Source organism: Listeria sp. SHR_NRA_18 (assembly GCF_003856515.1).
GTDB lineage: Bacteria > Bacillota > Bacilli > Lactobacillales > Listeriaceae > Listeria_A > Listeria_A newyorkensis.
Genome location: NZ_QPKR01000004.1, coordinates 79,625 through 102,147 on the forward strand (window position 1 = coordinate 79,625; position 22,523 = coordinate 102,147).

At 44.6% G+C, this 22,523-nt stretch carries 26 protein-coding genes; 4 read left to right on the top strand and 22 right to left on the bottom strand.

Going from position 1 to position 22,523, the window contains the following annotated elements:
- The first annotated feature begins 74 nt into the window (after nucleotides 1–74).
- On the top strand, nucleotides 75–542 hold the full coding sequence (locus DUK53_RS07415; RefSeq protein ID WP_036091574.1) for an Lmo0779 family protein: 468 nt from the start codon (nucleotides 75–77) through the stop codon (nucleotides 540–542).
- A 38-nt stretch (nucleotides 543–580) separates the two neighbouring features.
- Here the strand turns inward: DUK53_RS07415 and DUK53_RS07420 are convergent, their stop codons facing one another.
- The gene (locus DUK53_RS07420; protein WP_036091573.1) at nucleotides 581–964 is read right to left on the bottom strand and encodes a hypothetical protein; all 384 of its coding nucleotides are present in this window, start codon (nucleotides 962–964) and stop codon (nucleotides 581–583) included.
- Between the two features lie 71 nt (nucleotides 965–1,035).
- Nucleotides 1,036–2,178 (bottom strand): serine hydrolase domain-containing protein, encoded by a 1,143-nt coding sequence (locus DUK53_RS07425; RefSeq protein ID WP_052165002.1) that lies wholly within the window; start codon nucleotides 2,176–2,178, stop codon nucleotides 1,036–1,038.
- 156 nt (nucleotides 2,179–2,334) lie between these two features.
- Between DUK53_RS07425 and DUK53_RS07430 the strand changes: the two genes are divergently transcribed.
- Entirely contained in the window at nucleotides 2,335–3,207 is an 873-nt protein-coding gene (locus DUK53_RS07430) for an ROK family protein (protein ID WP_036091571.1), read from the top strand.
- A 365-nt stretch (nucleotides 3,208–3,572) separates the two neighbouring features.
- Here the strand turns inward: DUK53_RS07430 and DUK53_RS07435 are convergent, their stop codons facing one another.
- Nucleotides 3,573–3,914, bottom strand: a complete 342-nt coding sequence (locus DUK53_RS07435; RefSeq protein ID WP_036091569.1) for a GRAM domain-containing protein — start codon at nucleotides 3,912–3,914, stop codon at nucleotides 3,573–3,575.
- Between the two features lie 215 nt (nucleotides 3,915–4,129).
- Between DUK53_RS07435 and DUK53_RS07440 the strand changes: the two genes are divergently transcribed.
- Nucleotides 4,130–4,861: a sirohydrochlorin chelatase gene (locus DUK53_RS07440; RefSeq protein ID WP_036091567.1), complete on the top strand. Its 732-nt coding sequence runs from the start codon at nucleotides 4,130–4,132 to the stop codon at nucleotides 4,859–4,861.
- 54 nt (nucleotides 4,862–4,915) lie between these two features.
- Here DUK53_RS07440 and DUK53_RS07445 read toward each other — a convergent pair whose 3' ends face one another.
- The gene (locus tag DUK53_RS07445; RefSeq protein WP_036132818.1) at nucleotides 4,916–5,803 is read right to left on the bottom strand and encodes a diacylglycerol/lipid kinase family protein; all 888 of its coding nucleotides are present in this window, start codon (nucleotides 5,801–5,803) and stop codon (nucleotides 4,916–4,918) included.
- 166 nt (nucleotides 5,804–5,969) lie between these two features.
- On the opposite strand from DUK53_RS07445, the gene DUK53_RS07450 reads away from it, so the two are divergent.
- On the top strand, nucleotides 5,970–6,731 hold the full coding sequence (locus DUK53_RS07450; protein WP_036132820.1) for an alpha/beta hydrolase: 762 nt from the start codon (nucleotides 5,970–5,972) through the stop codon (nucleotides 6,729–6,731).
- Nucleotides 6,732–7,102: 371 nt separating this feature from the next.
- On the opposite strand, the gene DUK53_RS07455 is transcribed toward DUK53_RS07450, so the two are convergent.
- From DUK53_RS07455 to DUK53_RS07540, 18 genes are all read right to left on the bottom strand, one after another.
- On the bottom strand, nucleotides 7,103–7,915 hold the full coding sequence (locus DUK53_RS07455) for a polysaccharide deacetylase family protein (RefSeq protein ID WP_036132822.1): 813 nt from the start codon (nucleotides 7,913–7,915) through the stop codon (nucleotides 7,103–7,105).
- A gap of 22 nt (nucleotides 7,916–7,937) precedes the next feature.
- Entirely contained in the window at nucleotides 7,938–8,585 is a 648-nt protein-coding gene (locus DUK53_RS07460) for a GntR family transcriptional regulator (RefSeq protein ID WP_036091559.1), read from the bottom strand.
- 14 nt (nucleotides 8,586–8,599) lie between these two features.
- On the bottom strand, nucleotides 8,600–9,349 hold the full coding sequence (locus DUK53_RS07465) for a hypothetical protein (protein WP_036132825.1): 750 nt from the start codon (nucleotides 9,347–9,349) through the stop codon (nucleotides 8,600–8,602).
- 373 nt (nucleotides 9,350–9,722) lie between these two features.
- A complete protein-coding gene (locus DUK53_RS07470) occupies nucleotides 9,723–10,343 on the bottom strand; it encodes a PepSY domain-containing protein (protein WP_036132827.1) in 621 nt (206 codons plus the stop codon).
- A 90-nt stretch (nucleotides 10,344–10,433) separates the two neighbouring features.
- Nucleotides 10,434–11,423, bottom strand: a complete 990-nt coding sequence (lplA, locus tag DUK53_RS07475) for a lipoate--protein ligase (RefSeq protein WP_036132829.1) — start codon at nucleotides 11,421–11,423, stop codon at nucleotides 10,434–10,436.
- 68 nt (nucleotides 11,424–11,491) lie between these two features.
- Entirely contained in the window at nucleotides 11,492–12,361 is an 870-nt protein-coding gene (locus DUK53_RS07480) for a metallophosphoesterase (protein WP_036132831.1), read from the bottom strand.
- A gap of 50 nt (nucleotides 12,362–12,411) precedes the next feature.
- Entirely contained in the window at nucleotides 12,412–13,683 is a 1,272-nt protein-coding gene (gene hflX, locus DUK53_RS07485) for a GTPase HflX (RefSeq protein WP_036132833.1), read from the bottom strand.
- A gap of 447 nt (nucleotides 13,684–14,130) precedes the next feature.
- Nucleotides 14,131–14,640, bottom strand: coding sequence for a GNAT family N-acetyltransferase (locus tag DUK53_RS07490; RefSeq protein ID WP_036091549.1), 510 nt, complete (start codon nucleotides 14,638–14,640; stop codon nucleotides 14,131–14,133).
- A 94-nt stretch (nucleotides 14,641–14,734) separates the two neighbouring features.
- Nucleotides 14,735–15,352, bottom strand: coding sequence for a flavin reductase family protein (locus tag DUK53_RS07495; RefSeq protein ID WP_036132835.1), 618 nt, complete (start codon nucleotides 15,350–15,352; stop codon nucleotides 14,735–14,737).
- On the bottom strand, nucleotides 15,345–15,953 hold the full coding sequence (locus DUK53_RS07500; RefSeq protein ID WP_036132836.1) for an alpha/beta hydrolase: 609 nt from the start codon (nucleotides 15,951–15,953) through the stop codon (nucleotides 15,345–15,347). The genes DUK53_RS07495 and DUK53_RS07500 overlap by 8 nt, the downstream gene beginning before the upstream one ends.
- A 7-nt stretch (nucleotides 15,954–15,960) precedes the next feature.
- Nucleotides 15,961–16,917 (bottom strand): ring-cleaving dioxygenase, encoded by a 957-nt coding sequence (locus DUK53_RS07505; RefSeq protein ID WP_036132837.1) that lies wholly within the window; start codon nucleotides 16,915–16,917, stop codon nucleotides 15,961–15,963.
- Nucleotides 16,914–17,780: a VOC family protein gene (locus tag DUK53_RS07510; RefSeq protein ID WP_036091539.1), complete on the bottom strand. Its 867-nt coding sequence runs from the start codon at nucleotides 17,778–17,780 to the stop codon at nucleotides 16,914–16,916. The genes DUK53_RS07505 and DUK53_RS07510 overlap by 4 nt, the downstream gene beginning before the upstream one ends.
- Before the next feature lie 131 nt (nucleotides 17,781–17,911).
- Nucleotides 17,912–18,892: an ABC transporter permease gene (locus tag DUK53_RS07515; protein WP_036091537.1), complete on the bottom strand. Its 981-nt coding sequence runs from the start codon at nucleotides 18,890–18,892 to the stop codon at nucleotides 17,912–17,914.
- Complete coding sequence (locus DUK53_RS07520) at nucleotides 18,885–19,790, bottom strand: ABC transporter ATP-binding protein (RefSeq protein ID WP_036091536.1); 906 nt, start codon at nucleotides 19,788–19,790, stop codon at nucleotides 18,885–18,887. Before DUK53_RS07520 ends, DUK53_RS07515 begins: the two co-directional genes overlap by 8 nt.
- Nucleotides 19,787–20,581, bottom strand: coding sequence for an SGNH/GDSL hydrolase family protein (locus tag DUK53_RS07525; protein ID WP_036091534.1), 795 nt, complete (start codon nucleotides 20,579–20,581; stop codon nucleotides 19,787–19,789). The genes DUK53_RS07520 and DUK53_RS07525 overlap by 4 nt, the downstream gene beginning before the upstream one ends.
- Nucleotides 20,578–21,402 (bottom strand): hypothetical protein, encoded by an 825-nt coding sequence (locus tag DUK53_RS07530; RefSeq protein WP_036132838.1) that lies wholly within the window; start codon nucleotides 21,400–21,402, stop codon nucleotides 20,578–20,580. Before DUK53_RS07530 ends, DUK53_RS07525 begins: the two co-directional genes overlap by 4 nt.
- Nucleotides 21,403–21,524: 122 nt before the next feature.
- Entirely contained in the window at nucleotides 21,525–21,878 is a 354-nt protein-coding gene (locus DUK53_RS07535; protein WP_036091530.1) for a GIY-YIG nuclease family protein, read from the bottom strand.
- Nucleotides 21,879–21,955: 77 nt separating this feature from the next.
- Nucleotides 21,956–22,435 carry a DUF6530 family protein gene (locus DUK53_RS07540; RefSeq protein WP_036091528.1) on the bottom strand — a complete coding sequence of 160 codons (480 nt, stop codon included), beginning with the start codon at nucleotides 22,433–22,435 and terminating at the stop codon, nucleotides 21,956–21,958.
- Nucleotides 22,436–22,523: the final 88 nt, after the last annotated feature.

Consider the following 22,523-nt stretch of genomic DNA (forward strand, 5'->3'; position numbering starts at 1 on the left):
ATGTGATTCGGTTCCTTTTTTAGGTAGATAATGATACAATAAGAGCAGAATTCAATGAATGCAGGTGTAAAATAATGAGCATGGATGCAACAAATATTTTCCTAATTATCATGATTGTCGGCGCGTTTTTATTTTCGATTTATGATGGCGTCATTCTTCATTTTTGGAAAGGTAAAACTGTTCTTAGTGTCCCGCTTCGTTCGCGAGGGAAATGGGATGGATACATATTCGTTGGCTTAATCGCGATGCTGTTTATCTCGAACGCGTTCTTACGTCACGGACCAACTTCCACATCCGTCTTACTAGCCATTCTGGGCATTCTCTTCTTCTACATTTGTTTCATCCGAAAAGGTCGCGTTATCTTCAAGGAACACGGTTTCTTCTACGCCCTCCTCTTCTTTGAATACAAAAAAATGGAGCGCATTAACCTATCCGAGGACGGTGTACTAGTGATTGAAACTGGTCGCCAACGTTTGCTCTTATTTGTGCGTAATGAAGAAGATTTAGAACAGATGTTAAAAGTATTTACGGAAAAAGGCTAAAAAAGCAACGTTTGGGCAAAATTCCCAAACGTTGCTTTTTAAATACCTACTTTACTCAAATGAATCCGTTCTACTTCAAACTCAATAAATTTTCCGTGTAAGGCTTCGATTTGCTCATCGTATTGCGTGTTGAAACAAATGATACTATCCTCTAGTCGCAAAACGGCAAAACCGTCTTCCTCGTAGTCTTCTAGTTGTCCGACAACATGAACATGCGCATCCTCGGTCTTTTCCAAAATGCAATGCTTCTCGTCGCTCTCCGCTAATTGCGCGGCCGTCAAATGCTCTGGTATTTCAATATCTACCGTATATTTGCGATTCGACTCCGGCTCGTCATCATTCCAAATTCCTTCACACGTGCCGAAATCACTTTCAAATCTAACTTGCCCAGTCGCAAGCTTTTTCTGAATCCTAATTTCCACTAAAAAATTCCTCCTGAAGTTTTTTCGCTTTTGTATATTATAGCATGAAATTGGCAAATCGCATCTTTTTTTTACTGCATCACGCTATAAATTTCTTTCACAAGCGCACCGTTATCTTTTTCCATTCGAATATTAGAAAAAAGAATCACCGCGTCTCGATAATCTTTTGAAAAACTATTGATCGTCTCGTAGTTATAAAGCACGCCGCGAGAAATATAGAAAGTCGGCCGTGTATAAAAACCATACCCATAATTCCCAGCGCCTGCATGAAGCATGCTCGCCAAACTCGCTTGATTTACTAGTTTTCCATCCGTTAACGCCTTATTAAACAGATAAATATCTCGCGGCGGCATATACATATTTCCAGCGCCGAATAATTGCGAAGTATCTTGCACAAAACTCGTTTTCGTCAACACACCATTCTTCAGTTTATAACTTATTGATTCGTTCGGATGCGTGAAAAAAGAATCACCAAATGCCGTAGATGTCATGCCAGCTGGTTTCAAAACGTGTTGCTTTAAATAGGCCTCTAAAGACTGATGTGACAACTTCTCAACCAATCTTCCCATCACCGCATAATTATCATCTTTATAATCCCATGTACCCGGTTGGCGCTTAATGCCCGCGTCCTCCACCTGCTCTAAAATTTGCTGCGACGTCACTTTGTTGTTTCCTTTTTCGCGACCCTCAAGGCCAGACGTATGACCTAAGAAATTCTTGATTTTGATATGTTGCCCGTTCGGAAACTCTGGAAAATACTTCGCGATTGGATCTTCCACGTTCAGCAATCCTTTTTCCTGTAATTGCATGATAGCCGTTGCGACCACTGCTTTTTCCATCGATCCTATAAAAAATAAGCTCTGGCTTGTATTGGCTTCCCCAGTCATTTTATTCGCCATACCATAGCCCTGATTTATAATGGCTTTGTTATTCTTCACGACATAGGCCGCCCCATTAAATTGATGTTTCTGTAGAATTAAATCGATTTTCGTTTTGAGTGAGGCATGTGGATCAATCACGATGTTCGCCTTCACATTTGCCGTCGAATCCTCGTTCATACTCATTTCGTTTGCCGTTACCTTAGAATGTGCCTGCATAAACAGATACGCACTTCCTAATCCCCCAAATAAAAAGCAAGCAATGACTGTAAAAATAACTCCTAGACGCCGCGTCTTGCGTTTCTTTCGCGCCCGCTCTGCTCTACTTACATGCATTTTATTTCCTCCTTGTTCTAATAAGTACGACATAATTGTAACACTTCGTAATATAATTGTAAAATATTTTTTCAACGTTTCTTTTTGTTCCCACTTGTTTTTTCCTAATAATACACGTATGCTTGAGTTAATTCAGCGAAAAGGAGTTCGGAAAATATGACATTATTAGCATTCGATATGGGCGGTACAGCCGTCAAATACGCTTTAGTAGAGCAAGACGGGACAATCCTTTCCAAAGGCAAATTCAAGACACCAGAAACATTAGACGCCCTCATAAACCAATTACAAACGACTAAACGTACATACAGCACACATCCACTGACTGGTATCGCTTTTAGTTGCCCCGGAGCAGTCGATAATGAAAGCGGTATTATCGGCGGTGCCAGCGCGATTCCGTACATTCACCATTTTCCATTCCGACAACTATTAGAAGAAAATCTAGAACTACCCATCGCACTCGAAAATGATGCCAATTGCGCAGCTCTCGCCGAAACGTGGTTGGGCGTAGCAAAACAAGCAAGCGACATCCTCTTTCTCATCATCGGTACAGGAATCGGTGGCGCCGTTATCAAAAATGGCAAAATCCATGCCGGCGCGCATCTTCACGGTGGCGAATTCGGTTATATGATTATGAATGACAAACTAGAAAATCTAAGCGACACTGGAACTGCGGTCAATGCCGCCTCACGCATCGCAAAACGAAAAGGCTTGCCATCGCTAAGTGGCATCGAAGCCTTCCAATTAAAAGAAGCCGGTGACCCAATCGCGATGGAGGAAATCGACTTCATGTTCCGCAACCTTGCAAAAGGCATTTTTAACTTGCAATATGTATATGACCCCGAACTCATCGTAATTGGCGGCGGTGTCAGCGAGCGTCCAGATTTCCTCTCAGCCATCCAAACCCAACTCGACGACCTACTAGCGCAAATCACAATCGCAAAAGTAGCGCCAACACTCGTTTCCTGCGAATTCGGAAATGACGCAAACCTCATCGGTGCCGTCGCAAACTTCAATCAAATCTACGACTAAAAAGGGACATAACCCAAATAAATCGGCGACAAGCGCTCGCATTCAGGGGATTTGGCGGACTTCCGGTTCTGCTACGCAATACTTGCTACGCTTAACTTCTTGCATGGTCGAGGAAACTACCCTCTCCCTGCTTTCAGTCATCACATACACCAGTATGCTCCGCTTTGTTGTGGTTCTTTGAAGCAAAGCGAATTAGAACCTCAATATGCAAAAAAATGGAATGAGTTTGCCATCCTCATTCCACCAAATCCCCTGAATACAAACGCTTTCGCTCGATTTGTGTATAGCGTTATCTTCGTCTTACCCAAAAATAAAGAGACTTGCGATTTTATCCTGTTTTGAGTTATGCCCCAGACACCGCTCCTCTATTTAGCCTGAACTAACTTTACCGCTTCCCCGCGCTCCGTAAGTACTCGTTCCAATGCGGCTAGCCATTTCTTCTGTTTGTTAATCACAAATTGGAAGGTATGTCCCTCTTTTGTTTCCACCTCAAGTAAATTAGATAACATATCCCGCCCTAAAATCTTCGTCATCACGCCCTCAATCCGCGCCACGTCTTCAAAAGGAATCATGACATCTTCCGAAAAATAATCATTTGGTTTGTGAATCAAATAATCCTGCGTCACATAAAGCTTCCCCGGTACCGGCTTAAAACCATTTTTCAGGTTCGCCAACCCTTTGTAAACAACATCTAGCGACTCACCCATACATTACTTCCTCCTCATCTCCTATTTTTCCAATGTATCTATTTACAATCGATTTGCTATGATTTCTCAACCCTTGCCACATCTTGACATCCGTTCACAATTTGGTGACATTTAAAATCTTTTTTTACGAAAACAGCTTGGCTTACGTCCCTATGCGGGTTAAAATATAGAGTATACAGCAATGCCATACACCATTTTGGAGGGAGTTAATCATTTTGCGCGCAATAATTTATATCGGCAATGGCACACAGCTAGCCGAGGGCAATGCAGAATTTCGTACATTTATTGCCGAAATCAGAAAGAAAAGACCCGAAACGATTCAAGAATTAGGCTTTCTAAAAATGAGCTACCCTACCATAGAAATCGCCTGTGAGAAGGCTATCGCGGCTGGTGCAGATGAACTTATCGTCGTCCCAGTATTCCTATTTTCCGCGACCAACATCAAATATGAAATCCCTAAAATTCTCGACTCCCTTACCATGAAACACCCAGAAATAACAATTAAAATGACAAAAACATTTGGCTTTGATCCAGAAATAATCGCACTAGCCAAAGAAAAAATACTACAGACCAATATCAACTTCACAAATTCAGAGGCTGTCTTGCTTGTAGGACTTGGAAATGAACGCGACAATGAACCCGCAAATCGGCTCTATAATGTCGCTCAATTATTAGAATCGCAGCTACATTTGCCGGTTTTCCATAGTGAAATCAAAGGCGAACCATGTTATCCAGAAATACTCGAAAAACTAGTCACCAAGTTCGAGAAAGTCTATATCCTCCCTTACTTTCTATTCACAGGAGCTCATGTGGTTGCCATTGATCAAGAACGGCTGCATTTACAGAAATTGTATCCAGCCTGCGAAACGGTACTTTGCGAATCATTTCACTATCATCCGTTGCTAGAACAAGCCATTCTTCACAAAATTAGCGAACTTACCGACTGATTCTACGATCTGGAATGCTTTTCGAATCTAGGTATTCCAGATCGTAAAATCACATCAACTAGGGACTAATACATCTAAATGCTCCCGCAAAACTTCAATTTGGATTGGGAACGTATCTCCGGGATCGCCGTCAACATTGACCTTCACATCTGGATCGGTGCAGGAAATATCGAGTTTTGTCGTGGAGAAATACATCACGCCGTCCGCTTTTTTCAACGTGCCCAACGCGATTTGCGGTAAAATTTTGGCAGCATCAATTAAGCCTAGTTTCGTTAAAATAAACACATGAATCAAGCCGTCATCTACCTCAGCTTCTGGCGCCCACTGTTCCATACCTCCGACCGAGTTCGTCAAGCTAGCAATAACCAACCCCGCTTTGCCGTCCCACTCTCCGTCATCATACTTCACTTCAAACTCCAGCAACTCGTGACGCGCAAAGGCTTTTAACCCTTCCGCAAAATAAGCAACAGAACCAAATTTCGTTTTTTGTTCCACGCTCACTTTATCGACAGCTTCTGCAATCATGCCCGCTGCGAGTACGTTCATGAAGTATGCATCACCAATTTTCCCAATATCCATTGGGCGTTTCCGAGCCGTTTCAAGCGCCTTTATCGCGCGATCTGCTCGTAATGGGACGCCGAGAGACCGAGCCAAATCATTCACCGTGCCCAGCGGAATAAAACCAAATGCAGGTCGGTGCGGCTTCTCTGCAATACCGTTGATAACCTCATTTAGCGTTCCATCTCCACCCATCGCGATGACCGCTTCATAACCATTATCAGCCGCCTCATGCGCAAAATCCGTCGCGTCTCCGCCCTTTTGCGTCTCTTTGACCTCGACCTCATCAAATCGCTTCAATAACGCCTGATGCGCCCGGTCCTTGTATACTCTCCCTTTCTCTTTGCCAGAGGAAGGATTCACAATCAATAATGCTTTTCCCATTATGTAACACACTCCTTCAATATACTCCTTTTCATTATACCCTGTTCCAAGCCCATAAAAACAGCAAAAACACACGAACTTAAGTAATTATTACTTGAAAAATTCCTCATTTGGCGTTACAGTTAAAACATAGTATTTTACTTGGGTATTGTAAGGAGGATTAAAAATGGAACGAATCACATTCAAAAACGAAGCTGGATTGACGCTAGTTGGTCATTTTTATGCCGCTCCTTCCGAGTCTATCGTCATTATGACACACGGTTTCTTATCCAATAAATCATCGAGCGGGCGCTTCGATCGCTTCGCCTTAAAATTACAACAAAACGGCTATAATGTGCTAACATACGATTGTGGCGGCTACGGAGAAAGCGATGATACCGCCATCCATTTTGAGAAACAAGTCGCTGATTTACAGGCTGCTAAAAAATATGGCTACCAAATAGGAATGAAGAACTTCGCTTTTTGGGGACACAGCCTTGGCGGACGCCTTTCCTTAACTTGTTACGAGCCAGACATTGACACGATGGTGTTGACTGGTCCGGTTACTGGCGCCATTGCCTATCAACATGTGGATAATTTTTCAAAAGAGCAGGTCGCGCAATGTGAATGCAACGGGAGCATGGTGTTTTACGTCGATGATCCTTGGCGTTCAGAAATCGTGCTGGATAAGCAGATGTTGACTGATTTTGATGAGATGGATCAGGCCGCGACTTTAGAAAATGTGCACTGTCCGGTCCTTGTGATTCATGGTACGGAAGGCGCGTTGGAGCAGGAACTTGCACAGATTACGAAGCAAGGCGCAGAACTTTTCCCAGATGGCACAAAGATGATCGAGCTAGACGGTGCGGATCATGGGTTTATGGAGCAATTAGATGAAATTGAAACACTTGGACTTCATTGGTTGCATGAACACTTTTCTGTAAAGTAAAAAAATAAAGATGAGGCAAAACTCAAAATAAAACAAAATCGCCTTACTCCATTTTAGTAAGACGAAAAATTTTGCTTTACACAAATCGAGCGAAAGCGTTTGTATTCAGGGGATTTGGCGGAATGAGGATGGCAAACTCATTCCATTCCTTTGCATATTGAGGTTCTAATTCGCCTTGCTTCAAAGAACCACAACAAAGCGGAGCATACTGGTGTATGTGATGACTGAAAGCAGGGAGAGGGTAGTTTCCTCGACCATGCAAGAAGTTAAGCGTAGCAAGTATTGCGTAGCAGAACCGGAAGTCCGCCAAATCCCCTGAATGCGAACGCTTGTCGCCGATTTATTTGGGTTATCATCTACCATACCCATTTTTATTTGACTGCGGATTCCATGGACATCCCAGGAACCATTCGGACGCGTGGTAATGTGTACATGCCATCATTTTTGTTGGCTTTTCCGGGTTCTGTCGTGAATCCCATCGCGTATCCTGTTGCCTCTGCGGCGCGTACTGTATCCTCATTATACCGACCGACTGGATAGCAGATGCTGTTCACCTTTTTGCCCGTCAGACGCTCAAGAACGGTTTTAGAATCCTGCAACTCCTTCAACTGCTCCTCGTAGGAAAGCGTATTTAATTCGTGATGGTGCACCGTGTGGCTGTCCATTTCAATGCCATACGCACTCATCTCTTTTAAAGCCGCTTCATCAAAATGATTATTTTTCGCAATTTTATCTGTGATCACGAAAATGTTGGCCTTTAAACCATATTTTTTAAGAATCGGATAAGCATTCGTATAATTATCTTGATAGCCGTCGTCAAACGTTATCACAACTGGCTTATCTGGTACATTTTTACCCGTTTCAAGCAACGCATCCAATTCGGCAAGCGTCACCGTATGATAGCCATTATCAACAAGCCATTTCATCTGCGCGTCAAACTCATTCGGAGGGGTAATTAAGTTATTTTTCACATTCGTGTTGATAGAATGATACATCAAAACCGGGATTTGCAACGTATCCGGATTCCTATCTGTCCCGAGTTGCACTGGCGGTTTTTCTTCTTTTGTCACAGGTGCTGGTTTCTTTTGTGGTGCAGGTTCTGACGGTTTTACTTCGTTCTGACCACATGCCGCGATTACGAAACAGCATAAAATCGCACAACTTATCCGTATAAATTGCTTCATGTAAATTCTCCTTTTGTCTTTTTTATCTGAAAATAAATAGAATCCGATCGTTAATAATTTGCTTCACAATTGCGCGCGCCTCGGCATAATCACGCGACTCCATCGCACGACCGCAAGCTACATAATTATCGATTGTTCTGTCGAAGAGCTTGGTTGCGGATTGAAACACATCTGGCTCACCAAACTCCAATAAATCATCGTAGAATTGATTGACCACCTGCAAATAATAGTCATTCTTGGCGTAACTCAAAATTTCATTCAAGAACCAGCGCTGATACTCCATGCATTGACGCTCCGTCGCTTCTTCCAACCCAACAAAATCAGCGGCTTTCTCAACTACACGGCGATTCGAAAAGGTAAGTGATTTTGCCTCTAATTTATCGATGGTGCCTATCAGCAGTAACTCCATAATATCGAGCATTTCAATATACCGTTCTTTTGTAATCGCGCAGTTTTTGACGATGACTCCTTTATAATCCTCAAATTCCAAATATCCATCCACCGTCAGCATCGCAAAAGCCTTCCGAACAGGCGTCCTGCTCAACTCGAGTTCCCGCGAAACATCCGCTTCAATCAAACGTTGCCCCACTTGAAACTCTCCGCGCTGAATCTTCTCCTTAATCATCCGATACGCCCTACTTTCCAGCGTTTCATTCCCAGGTTTATTCATCCCTTGACTCCCCTTTAAAATATCGCTTTTCCATCAATGATTTCTTTTAAAATATCATTGTTCGCGATCACTAACTCCATTTCACGATATGGTTGATACGCCGTGTTCTGCTCCATAATATAACTCGCGCTAAGCTCCTGCATATCCCGCACCAAAGCCCGCGTCAAGCGTTTGTCAGCCTCGAAAAAGTGCGAAACCACATACCCGATGATACGCAAAGCCGCCGCCAAAAATAGCACAAATAAAGCCATCATTCCTGCTAGAAAAATACGATGCCCCTCAGGACTGGCCTCCAAAATAAACACCGCACCAAGCGCTGCAAAAATAAGAATCACGAGCAAAGCTGCCATATTTTTTATAGTAAAAGTCTTCGTTAGAAACGCATCGTCCTCTTCCAGCACCTTTTGCAACGTCCCTAATTCCTCCGGGGATGCGAACCCATTGCGCGCCAAATAATTCCGCAGTAAACAAAGCTTCAACATATGCAATTTCTTAAAATCACGTATATGATACCTTTTCCACAGTTCCCTCCGTGCTTTTCTAACAATCAGTAGGTAATAAAAAAGCAAAAAAAGCACCGCATACCCAATAAGCCCAATCCAGAGTCCACTGGCACCAAAAGCCAAGCCAAAAGCAGTCGGTAAAGCCAACAAAAGAATCATCAGCAAGCAAAAAAGCCAAATCCGCTGCGTCATAAATCCATATATTAAGTTATAATTACTAAGTTTCGTCCGGTAAAACCGAATCAGCTTTTCCCCCGCCATAAACCAACACTCATTCCTTCTCATTCTTTCATCCTAGTTTATCACGTAAAGCCAAATAATAAAAGCCACAGACCATAAAAAATGGGGAGTATAGGCAGAAGAATATGACTGGTTAATCCATAAAAAAACAAGAACCACATCTATTAATAAAAATAGTTCGTGATTCTTGCTACTGTAAATTTTCAAGCCATCTTCGGTAGCCCTATACGCCACTTCCGTGCTGCCAAACCTCAGCGAGCCAGCAAATGCTTAGATCCTAGGCAAAAGCGCTTAAAGGATGGCAGTCTCACTTCGTTCTACTGCATATTGAGGCTCTAACTCAGTTCCACTTCGAATAGCCACAACAATGAGCGTTTGCTGGCGCGCTGAGCCCTTAGTCGTCTTGTTCGGTGGATAATACTTCCAAGGTTTTAGAGTCTAATTTCATCTCAACTTCTTGATTTCCGTTCATGATTTGAACGCTGAAATATGTTTGGTTTAACTCACGCTCAATCGTCCATTCTTTCACTGTTCCAGCTTGTTGTTTAAGCGCTGCTGTCATCGCTTCTTGCGGTGTTTTAATGCCTGTCAAGTCAAGCTTTTCATTTGCTCGTTCTTTCCCGTTTGCATCTTCAGCGTCCAATTTTTCATTATTATCTTGTAAAATAGCTTTTGTATCTGCATCGAATTTCATTTCAAACTCGTTGGAATCATCGACACCATCAATCGTGTAGACAAATTTCCCAAGTTCTTGTGATAATTCAATGGAGGTTATGTCTGTCTCTGGATGTTTATTTTTGAATATTTCTACTGCATCTGTGTAGCTCATCGAAAATTTCTTGTTATTCAAATCGGTTGTCGATGTGTTCGAATTGGAATTGCTGTTTGTCCCTGAATCTGTTGTTTGTTGCGTATTGTTCGAATTATTATTATCTTTTGCATCGTCATCCCCACAAGCTGCGAGCGTTCCTACCATCACCGTCGTCATTGCAATTACACTAATTTTTTTCCACATATTTTATTCCCTGCCTTCTTTAGTTTATAGACATAGTCTAACATACAGCTACTATGCAATACATCATACCTAAGACTTAGATTCGAAATTTCACTGAAAAATAATCGTTTGAAGTTCTTCTTTTGTGACTTCGCCAAAATAAAGCGGCACATTAATTCCTTCTAAAAAATCATCTAGCGTGTCTCGTGTGTAAGCGACTCCTAGCAACTTATTTTCCACTTCCTGTATATCTCCTGTCGCGAAAAAATCGCCGAAAATTTGCGCTATTGTAATCCGTCCTTTTTCGACTTGAAAACGTATTTCTACTAGTCCACCAGGGAATTTTTGCTCATTTTTAACGTTGAACTTAGGTGATTTTCCGTAATTCCAATCCCAATTTTGATAGCGTTCTTTTTGAATTTTACGAATCTGCGTCCAGTCGGCTTCTGAAAAACGATAGGTTGGTATTTCTGCTGTTTGGAAAATGGATTGTAGCAAGACTTCTTGGAATGCGTTGATATCCATATCTTCGCGCAAGTGTTCACGTATATTCGTCACACGCGACCGAACGGATTTCACGCCTTTTGCTTGTAGTTTTAGCGGATTCACACGGAGCGCTTTTTCCACATTAGCCAGGTTCACGTCAAATAGTAGCGTTCCGTGACTGTATAGCCTGCCACCCGTTGCGAACTGTGCGTTTCCAGATATTTTTTTGCCTGCAACTTCAATGTCATTGCGACCGCTCAATTTCGCGTCCACGCCAAGCTCAATCAGCGCATCAATGACCGGCTTTGTAAATCGCTCAAAATTATTAAAACTTGCCCCGTCATCTTTCGTGATTATGCTAAAACTGATATTGCCTTCATCGTTATAAACCGCGCCACCACCGGAAAGCCTGCGCAAAACCGGGATATCATGCTCATCGATATAGGCCTGGTTAATCTCGGCTAACGTATTCTGATTCTTCCCAACAATCACGGTCGGACGCATTCTGTAAAACATCACGTACGTCTCATTCGCATCCATTTGGCGCAACGCAAACTCTTCTATTGCAAAATTTTCGGTCTGATCTAAACAATCTTTCGTATCAATATAAATCACTGACTTCTCTCCATCCATAAAAGGACCCGAAACAACAGTTCTTTCTCTGTGCCTCGAGTCCTTTCTTGTTATTTATGTCGTAATATGATGATTGGTAAATCCGGCTCATTGAAAACGCGCGGTACAAGTGTGGCATTCCCAACTCCGCGGCTAATAATCATCGCTTTTCCCTTCGCTTCTTTCAATCCCGCGGTCCATTTCGGCATCAAACCTTGATGTGGCGCGTACAAACCTTCTGTAAAAGGTAATCGTACTTGCCCGCCATGCGCATGTCCACAACAAACGAGATCAACTGGCGCTTGTTGATATAATGGCCATTTTTCAGGTCGATGAGATAATAAAAAGGTAAATATAGAATCTGGAATCCCGGTCGTTGCTTCCTCGATTTCCGTCGCTACAATTTCTTCCTCACGCGCAATTTCTTCAGCAAAAGTAAGCTGGTGCGGCTTCTGAATCAACATACTTGGGTCATCAATACCCGCTAAAGCAAACGATTTCCCGTCACGCTCGATGTACACATGTTGATTTTTCAAATAGGTAATCCCAGCTTTATCTAATTCCGGCAACAAGTCTTCCAAATTCGCGCTTCGTGCCTCGTGATTGCCCGTCACATAATAAATTGGGTAACGTCGTGCAAGCTTGCGCATCAACGTTATCGCCGTATTAATACCCTCATCGCCATCTAGCAAATCGCCTGTCACGACAATGATATCCGGATCAATCGCCCAAATCTTCTTGATCAACCGATGATTATAACGCCCAAACGTATCGCCGTGCACATCCGATAATTGCAAAATCCGAAATCCATCCAACTCCGGTGCAATTTTCGCCGAAACAATGTTGTAATCCGTCGTTCTGAGCTGCTTCGTTGACCAATACGCATAGCCTGTAAAAGCAAGCGCGGCAAAACCTGTAACCTTCAAAAAATTATTTTTCATAGCTTCTATCCTTCACATCTTTTTCCCCATTATAACAAAGAAATCGCTTCTTAGCCTTCTTTTTGAGTATCCTCACTGATAAATGCGGCATATTTCATCCGATCTGATTCCTGGGCATTTACGCGCAGAACCGTTCCCTCGTTTTCGTAAGCTGTTTCAAGTACATCCGCGTTTTCGTTCAAATAGGAAACCACATCCCCGCGATCAAACGGAATTACGAAAGTCACCGTTTGATAGTCATTAAACACGCGCTCTTTAATCATCTCAATCAGCAATTCAAGCCCCGTGTCCTCTCGTGCAGACAAGTATAAGCTATCGCCCTCGCGTCTCGGGAACATCACGTTCGTCGCCAAATCCGCTTTATTATATGCAAAAATGATAGGACGGTCCGTAATATCGAGTTCCGCCAGCGTTTCCTCCGTGGTTTTTATCATCGCATCAAAATGTTCATGCGACACATCGACAACGTGAATCAACACATCTGCTTCCGCGGCTTCTTCCAGCGTCGAACGGAAAGCCTTCACTAAATTATGCGGCAATTTACTAACAAAACCAACTGTATCCGTGAGCAAAAACTGTTTTTTGTCCGGTAACACAATTTCGCGAACACTCGTCTCAAGCGTTGCAAACAACATATCCTTCTCAAAAACCTGTTTGTTCGCCGTCTGGCTGTGCGCAGTGACCATCGCATTCATGATTGTCGACTTGCCGGCATTTGTATACCCCACAAGCGACACGACAGGAATCTCATTTTTCTGTCTCTGACGACGCTGTACTTGCCGTTCCGCCACGAGACCGTCCAATTCCTTATTCAGCTGACTGATTTGATTTTTAATCCGGCGCCGATCCATTTCAAGCTTCGTTTCCCCAGCACCACGGTTTTTCAGTCCACCTTTTCCACTTTGCTGATCCATGCCTTCCCCTTGACCAACAACGCGCGGTAATTCATATTTCAATCGGGCAACCTGGACTTGCAGCTGCGCCTCTCTCGTTTTCGCCCGCTCCGCAAAAATATCTAAAATAAGTCGCGTCCGGTCCATCACTTCGATTTCCAGCAGTTCTTCTAAATTACGAATTTGCGAAGGCGCCAACTCATCATTAAAAATAACGAGGTCAACTGCTTCATAATCCACCAAGCTCTTGATTTCATCCACTTTTCCTTTTCCTACATAGGTTGCTTTATTTTTGCGATCCAATTTTTGTGTAATTTCGCCAACAGGTTCAATTGCGTTCGCCTCTGCCAAATTGGCAAGCTCCGCCATCGAGTACTCAAAATCGGCTTGTTGCATGGTGATTCCTACTAATATCGCTGTTCTAGTCATTGTTCATTCCTCCAGTGTTTTTTTATTTTTACACGTGCGAGGGAAATAGAGACGGCCAGTGCCCCCAAATAGGAAGTTCTAGGCACAGCAAAAAGAAGCAGACAATTCATCTGCTCCCCCGTCAATATCGACACGCATCCTAAGAAAAAAATCTAGGTACGCGAAAATATTTAGTTTTAGGGTTCCCTTCATGAAAGGCAGACCAATCCCGTGTCTAGTTCAGCGCATACTTCGAGGGAATCGGCGGCAACCGCTCGATTCGCGTTTCATCGAGTGTAGCATAGGTACATTTCGAATTACCCCTCTGTTTGTCCTGAACTCATTCTCGCACTATTTAGTTACGTTTAGCGAATTTGGAATTCTAAGTCTAACATACCACATCTGGACAACCCTCCGATCATTTTAATTAGTCACATTGTAACATGGTAAAAAGCGGTTTGCAAGTCATTAAATCAATTTGGACATCCAATATGTATCGTAATAATCCGTGCCAATCATGAAGGAATCGCGATGTGTCCCTTCGATTTCATAGCCAAGATTTTGATATAAATGCAAGGCGGCCTTGTTCTCACACAGCACACCCAATTCGATTCGGCGCACCACGCCACGCGCTTTTGCCCACGTCTCCATATGCGTAAATAAACGCGTCGCCACACCTTGCCCCCAGTGCGATTTCACAACACCGACCGCAATATACACGCTATGCTGCATCCGGTTCGGTGGGTTTCCATCCGCTATCAAAAATCCAATCAGCTCGTCCGTCTCCATATCCTCCGCCACTAAAATAAGCGAATACGGCAAATCTGCAAAAAACTCAATCCGTTTTCGCGCATCCTTCGTCGTAATCTCCCGCTCACCAGCGCCGTAGAGCATATAATCCGTCTCACCATCTATTTGTAATTGCATCTTCGCAAATCGTTTCGCGTCATACTCGCAAGCTTCCCGTATCTGGATCATCCGTCCACGCCTCCTTTCGCTCGTCTTTCATTATTATACCAGAAAAAAAAACGCAGCGCCTAGGTGGATGCGCTACGTTTTCCAAATATTATTCTTATTTAGGCCGTTCCACAACAAACGTCTCGCCCAATTTGGCGTAATTATTCCCCGCTAAACGCGCCACAGGTTTCAATTCGTCCGTCAAAACGTACTGCTTTTCAACATCAAAAACAGACGCATCCGCATGATAAAATACCACACGAGCCAAAATCAAATCTGTGACCGGATTCCCTTCATCATTCGAAATCGGAATATGCTGAAACAGTTTCGCTTCCATTCGAATCTTACCTTCTTTGACCCCTGGAACCGCCACTTTCTCACTCGGGATCACCGTCAAGCTCGTAGCATCCAACTCGTTTTCCTCTGGCGTGAGCCTCGCCGCCGTTTTGTTCATTTCCGCCGTCAAATCCTCATCCACAATATGAATCACCAGCTCACCCGTCTCGAGAATATTCCGCGCCGTGTCCTTCATCTGCCCATTATCCCGCTGAATCGCAATCGACACAATCGGCGGTTGACTCGACACCACATTGAAAAAACTAAACGGCGCCGCATTCAACACACCATTTTCTGATACCGTTGTCACAAAAGCAATCGGTCTCGGAATAATCGCTCCACTCAAAAACTTATAATTATCCTGCGGTGACAACTCGTTTGCATCCATCCTAATCATGTTGCGCCACATACCAATCTCGCGCAGCTTCGACTTCCACCATCGTCAAATTATGCCCATTTTGCGTCCAAAGCGACTCGACCGCCGCCCCTCGATGACTCAGCGCATCAATCAAAGACTGAGACCCCGCCGCCGTCACCAACGGATCATTCACGCCCGCCGTCACAAAAACAGCCGTCCGATCCAACGCGAAATCAGGCATCGCCTCACCCGACGGCATCGCATGAAACAAAATCGCCTTTTGAAAACTAGCAGCATCCGTCAACATCGCATTCGCCGCAATGTTCGCGCCATTCGAATAACCAACCGCGACCACTTGCTCCGCGTCAAAATCATATTTTTCAGCCAATACCTTGATTTCCGTCACTAATTCTCCCGTTTTCTCCTTCAAACTCGCCAAATCAAACGAGCCATCCGCATACCTCGCGAAAAACCGATTGGCCCCGTGTTCCAAAACATCACCGCGAAACGATAACACGCTCGCATCCGGCGCAATAATCTCCGCCAACTCTAATAGCGACTGCTCATCGCCTCCCGTCCCATGAAGCAAAACAAGCGGCATCAAAACCTTATTTTTCCCTTGTATAAAAATGTGTTCCATCCTTACCTCAGCTCCTTTTCGTATCTAGCGGGCGAACCTCCGCCTCAATTGATGCACGTTTTGCCTCTAAAAATGGTGGTAGCGAAAGCTTCTCGCCCATCGTTTCATACGGCTCATCCTGCGCAAAACCAGGTCCATCCGTCGCAAACTCAAACAAAATTTGTTGCGAAACCGGCATGTACAGCGATTCAAAATAGAAACGATCCACATAACCCGAATTCGGCGCCTGAAACTCATTCGCACGCGCAATCCATTTCTCCAATTCCGCATGATCCTCGACACGGAACGCGACATGGTGCACATTGCCATATCCTTGCATCGCCGGCAATATATCGTTTCGCTCCTCAACAATGACTTGCGCACCGTTTCCACCTTCACCAACCTCATATAAATGCTCCGCGCCGCTTGTAGCCACTTCTCTAAAACCAAGAATGACCGTCAACACCAGGCCAATATTTTCCTTATTTTGCACCGTCAAATACACAGGACCCAATCCATAAATCGCAAATTCAGCCGGAACTGGTCCTTTCTTCCACGGAATCCCAGGCGCCACCCCTTCATTCTTCTCATCCGAAATCAGTTGTAACGACTGCTCATCGAAATCGCGGAACGCCAACACTTTCTTCCCGAAACTTTCACCGATTGCGTCATGATCCACGCCCAACGCATCGAAGCGCTCCACCCAATATTCAAGCGCCGCATCACTCGGCACACGGAACGATGTTTTCGAAATGCTGTCCGTCCCTTTACGCCCTTTTGGCAAATTCGGAAAATCGAAAAACGTCATATCCGTTCCCGCCGAACCTGCATCATCCGCAAAAAATAAGTGGTACGTCTGAATATCATCCTGATTCACCGTTTTCTTCACAAGTCGCATCCCAAGCGTTTCCGTATAAAACGCATAATTCTTCTCCGCACTACTCGTCATCGCCGTTACATGGTGGATTCCTTTTAATTCTTTCATTTGTCATTCTCCTTTAAATTAGATTCAATGTCTACTCTTTTATCTTCTAAAAATGGCGGCAAGGCAAGCGTTTCACCCAGCGTCTCCACCGTTTCATCTATCGCAAAACCAGGCGTGTCACTCGCGATTTCAATCATCAGCCCATTCGGTTCGCGGACATACAAACTTGTAAAATAAGCCCGATCCACGAATTCTGCTATTTCCAGACCTGCGTCCACAGCCCGCTGATGCCATTTTGCCACATCCGCTTTCGTCCCGACCCGGTAAGCCACATGATCGATACTCCCGCGCCCCATCCTTGTTTTCGCCTCCGACACACTCGGAATAACATGCGTAAAAGGCGCTGGCTCCATCCTCAAAAACTGCTTCATAAAATCAGCCAAACGCTCCGTATCCCCCACATGCCAATCTATCCCGAGAATCCGTATCACCTGTTTAGCCGCAGGAATATCCGTATGCCGCGTCGCATTCTCCGCCAAAATCAGCTCATCCATCTCGACCAACATGATCCGAAAACTATCCGCATCTTCAAAAACCAAGCCCGCGCTAGTCCGCTCCATCTCCGTCACGTGCGGCGTCAACCGCTCCTCCCAAAAATCAAGCGCACCATTCGGCACCGCCAAATACGTCGTCCCATAAAAATCATGTTCCCGCCTCGCCCGACCAAGCCGCTTAATCTCAAAAAAAGTAAGCAACGTCCCCGGATTCCCGAGATAATCCCCATAAAACAAATGCCGCATCCGCGTATTATTCTGATTCACCGTGTTTTTCACCAACCGCAACCCAAGCACTTCCGTATAAAAAGCCCGATTTTCAGCCGCCGATTTCGTAAAAGCCGACACATGATGTATCCCCGTACTCATCTCCTCACAACCTTCCTTTTCATCTTTAAAAACAGTTTAACACTAAACTATAAAAAAAGAAAGAACTTTGCTTATAAAAAGTAAGCGACAAAAAAACTCCGAGACATAATCCGTGTCCCAGAGCCATTTTTTCAATATACGTCACGTTTCATAAACACCCAATACGATGTTATTAGTCCCGCAACCATCCACACAAGTAGCGTCACAACAGAAAATCCGAGCGTCATGCCATCCACCGGTGGACTCGTCCCGTTCAAGTAATTCGTCAACTGCAAATTAACCATGAACAAATATTTCGCGCTTGGCCAAGACGATACGAGATTGCTCAAAATCGATCCCGTAATCAGCGCCGACAGCATAATTCCCATCACGGCCGCCGTACTTCTCACCAATACCGAGCACATCAACGTCAGCACTCCAATCACCATCGCGACCAGCCACGCCAAGCCGAATTCCATCAATAAATACTGCCACATCGGCAACGAATACACGCCTGACGTTCCGACCGCATCTCCGCTCACATCGAATCCCGTCAGAATCGGCGCCGTCCAGCCACCATATCCGAACACAACGCCCGATATCGCATAGGCAATAATCGCCGACGCCAACAATATAATCGACACCGACAGCATCATCGAAATGAATTTACTCGTCAAAATTCGCCATCGTTTCACCGGCCTCGTCAGTAAGAATTTAATCGTCCCGCTCCCCGACTCCGAAGAAATCAAATCTGCCGCAATCACCATCACGAACAGCGGGAACAGCAAGCCAATCCCATTTTCAACAAACGATTTCAGGAAAGTCGGTGCTCCCGGCGCGTTCGGATTCACATCCTCGTCCAGATAATACTGCAACTGGCCCAGCGTCACGCGCATATATTTCTTATACTCATCCGGAATCCGATTCGAACTCAGCCGATTCTCAATGTCCACAATCTGTTGTTGCACCTGCACATGCCAATCCGTCGTCCCCGATTTCTGCTCATCCTCCTGATGCTGCCGAAACTGCGCATACGTAAAAATACCCACAATAATCGCGACCAAAAATAAAATAATCAGGAGTCGGCGTTTTCTGTAAAGCTTCAACTGCTCATTATAAACTAAGTTAATCAATGCCTTGCCCTCCTGTCAGTTCAATAAATAAGTCCTCTAAAGACGGCGTAATCTTCTGCATTTCGAGCACCTGCACGCCCGCACGCACCACACGACTATTCCAAACCGGCAATTTATCCGCCTCAAAACTTGTATAATACGCGCCATCCTGCTCCGTCACATTCGTCATTTCCGCCAAAATCGCCGCCCCTTTTGCCATTGGTTCGAAGCGCCAGCGCGTTTTTTCCCGATCTGAAAGCAGCTTATCCACGTCATCCGTCGCAATGATTTCGCCGTTTGTCATGATAGCCACGCGATCGCACAGCAGCTGAATCTCACTAAGTAAATGCGAAGAAACCAGCACGCTAATCCCTTCCTTCTTCGCCAAATAACGAATAAAGTCCCGCATCTCGCGAATTCCCGATGGATCAAGGCCATTCGTCGGCTCATCCAGAATCAACAATTTCGGATTCGACAACAACGCCTGCGCGATTCCCAAACGTTGACGCATCCCAAGCGAGTACGTCGAAACCCGGTCGTGCACGCGCGCCGTCATACCAACGAGCTCCGCCACTTCCTGCAAACGCTCCGGCCGAATCGACCGGTCCATTCGCGCAAAATAAGCAAGGTTCTCCCACCCCGTCAAAAATGGATAGAACTCCGGATTCTCAACGATGCACCCCAAACTCTTCATCGCTTCTGTGAAATTTTTGCGAATATCCTTGCCGCCAATTAAAATCGTCCCAGAAGTCGGTTTTATCAGACCAACGAGCATCCGAATCGTCGTCGTTTTTCCCGCTCCATTAGGACCTAGAAAGCCGAATACTTCGCCCTCATTGACCTCAAAACTCAAATCCTTAATAATTTGCCGCTTGCCAATTTTTTTATTTAAATCCTGTACTAATAGCGCCGCCGTCATTTCGCATCACTCTCCCCATCCGTTGTCATGACACTCGATACCCGATCCGCAAACAACTGATAACCCGCACCGTTCGGATGAAAATGATCGCTCGATAAATATTTTTTCCCATTCAAAATAAAATAATCATACGTCGGAACATAGACCACGCGTGAAAATTTACTCGCCAAATTCTGCGTATCCATATTCCATTTCGCCGCAATACTCGCCAGCTCCACCCGATTTTTCACATCTACAAATGGATTGTACAAACCGAGATGGTACACAACGGCATCTTTATTCAATTCCCGAATCCGCTTATACGTCTGCTCCAAATTTTTCAAGTACGCCGTTTCGTTCTTCTGAATTTCCGCCGCATTCAAATCCTCCAAAGCCGCGCCACCACGGAACAAATCGTTGCCACCAATCGTCATGAAAATCACATCCGCATTCGTCACTTGCTGCGCGATTTCTTTCTGGCCAAGTTGGCTGAGCAACTGATTACTACGCGCACCACTAATCGCCAAATTCGACAGCGTCACACTCGTACCATTCTTCTCCAAATTCTCAACGACACGGCGAACATAACCTTTTCCGTCCGTATCACCAACGCCAGCCGTCAACGAATCCCCGAGCCCCGTCACTTGGAACCGGTCCGTTTTCTTCGTTTCCGTCTTCGTCTCCGTTTTTTCCGTCGTACTATTTCCCGATTTCGTATGGCCTTGCGCCACAGCGATTAAACCCGCCACGCACAGCAATAGCGCCAATACCGAAATCCACGTCATCACCATTACCCATTTATTTCGTTTCAAGTCTGTTCCTCCTGTCCACCTCTTTTAGCCCCTCCTAAAAATAAAAGGAAGCCAATAAATCCAGTCACACCAACAAATAACGGCAATAATGCCAGCATCGTCAATGCCATATCATCACCCAGCAAGCCTTGCATTTGTAACCATCCAAAAAGCAATTCCCGCATCGCAATTCCCATTCCAACATAGGCGAGTAGCGGTTGCCATTTTTGAAATAGTAAAAAAGCCAAGAAAATAAAGGCCAGAGACACGAATAAATATTCACCCATTGAAATCATTGCCGGATAAAAAACCATTTTGCGAAAATCCTGCCCGTCCCAGCCTTGCATCGTCACATACGCCTGATACCTCAAAACAGCCAGCACGAGGCCAAGTCCCGCACCGAGTAACACCAATACAAAACCGCTCACTGTCACGATTCGATTCTCAGTTTTTGCAATAATCGCCCCAGCTTCCGTCGTATAAAATAAGATAAAAGCTGAAAACATCGCTAATCCCGCTAACATCGAGAAAATATTGGCATTCTGAATATTCACGGTTTCTTCCATCCCGATGACCGCCCGAATCACAAAATACGTAAAGTAGGTGACAAACAATAAGCTAACCACCACTTCCGTCCCTTTCAGCCGGCGACCAGAATAAGATAAAATGGCCGTCACAATCATGACAACAGCAAGCCCCAGCTCAACCATCCAATAAATACTGGAACGCTCCTGATCTAGTAGCAGCAGATACATCAAGCGCCGCAACGCACCAAGCCCCGTTATCACACCAAAAATCAGCATCAATGCCAGCCCAATCTGATGGGTATAATATTTTCTCATTCCTTCACCAGCCTCTCGCCACTTTTGATTAAGTATAGCAGAATTGGCGCCAAAGCTAAACAAAAAAGCCGAAATAGCAAGAAAATAAACCCATTCGGTCCTTCTCTCCTATTCCGACTTCCCTATTCGTTCTCAGATGCTAATTTTTCCTGCCAAAGTTCTAGCAAAACATCCAATTCTTCCTTAATATCCTGATTCGTCATCTCGTCCTTGATATCCACGAGCTCTAATTCCTCAAGCGCAATCGTGTCCATGCCATGTTTCTGGGCCTCCGCTGCAATCGTCCACGGCAACGCACCCGGCATATTCATTTTTTTCGCAAACGCGTACTTATTCTGAATACCCTTCAAATCCATGCTCGCCGCCAACGCATAAACACCCGTCTCCTGGCTAACAAATCGGTACACACCCGCACGATGCTTCATTTGCTTATACGCATTAATCTTTTCCTTACGCGTCTCTTTCTCCGATGTCATCAAAAAAACCTCCTCCTAATCTGACTCTATAAATTTTCATAATCTGCCACAAAACCTCAGCGTTTGTCGCCACGCTGCTAGTAACCAGCTTCTTTTAAAATCCGACTCAACGTCCGCAACCGCTCACTCAAAAGCTCATCGCTATCCGCTAACGCCTGCTGAAACAGCTCAATATCTTCACCAATCATCTGATTATCCTCACAAACCGACACCGTCATCGCGTCGCCCTGCAAACCAATCCGATCAATCTGTGGGTTTTCTTTATCGTATAATCCTTCATATTTATAAGCATCTTTAAAATAAAGCTTCGACCGCCCGATCAAAATGGCCAAGTCCAGCACGCGATGTAGCGGTAATTCCTCTGATTGGCGAGACCATTTCCCGCCAGTATGCCGCCACACTTTTGCTGAAATATCTACTTTGCCGCGATCATTCCATTGCGCCAAGCCAAGCGACAAGCCTTTCGCATCCGAATTGTAGGCATATTTGCCGTCCACTTCTTCATAGTTTTCAGCGACGATAACTGGTTTGTGTTTTAAATTTGTTGGGATTTTCATGGTATCTCTCCTTTAGTAGTTTAGTAAATTAGTAAACTTACTAACGTAGTATAACATCCTTTTCATGGAAAATCAACCCACCATAAAA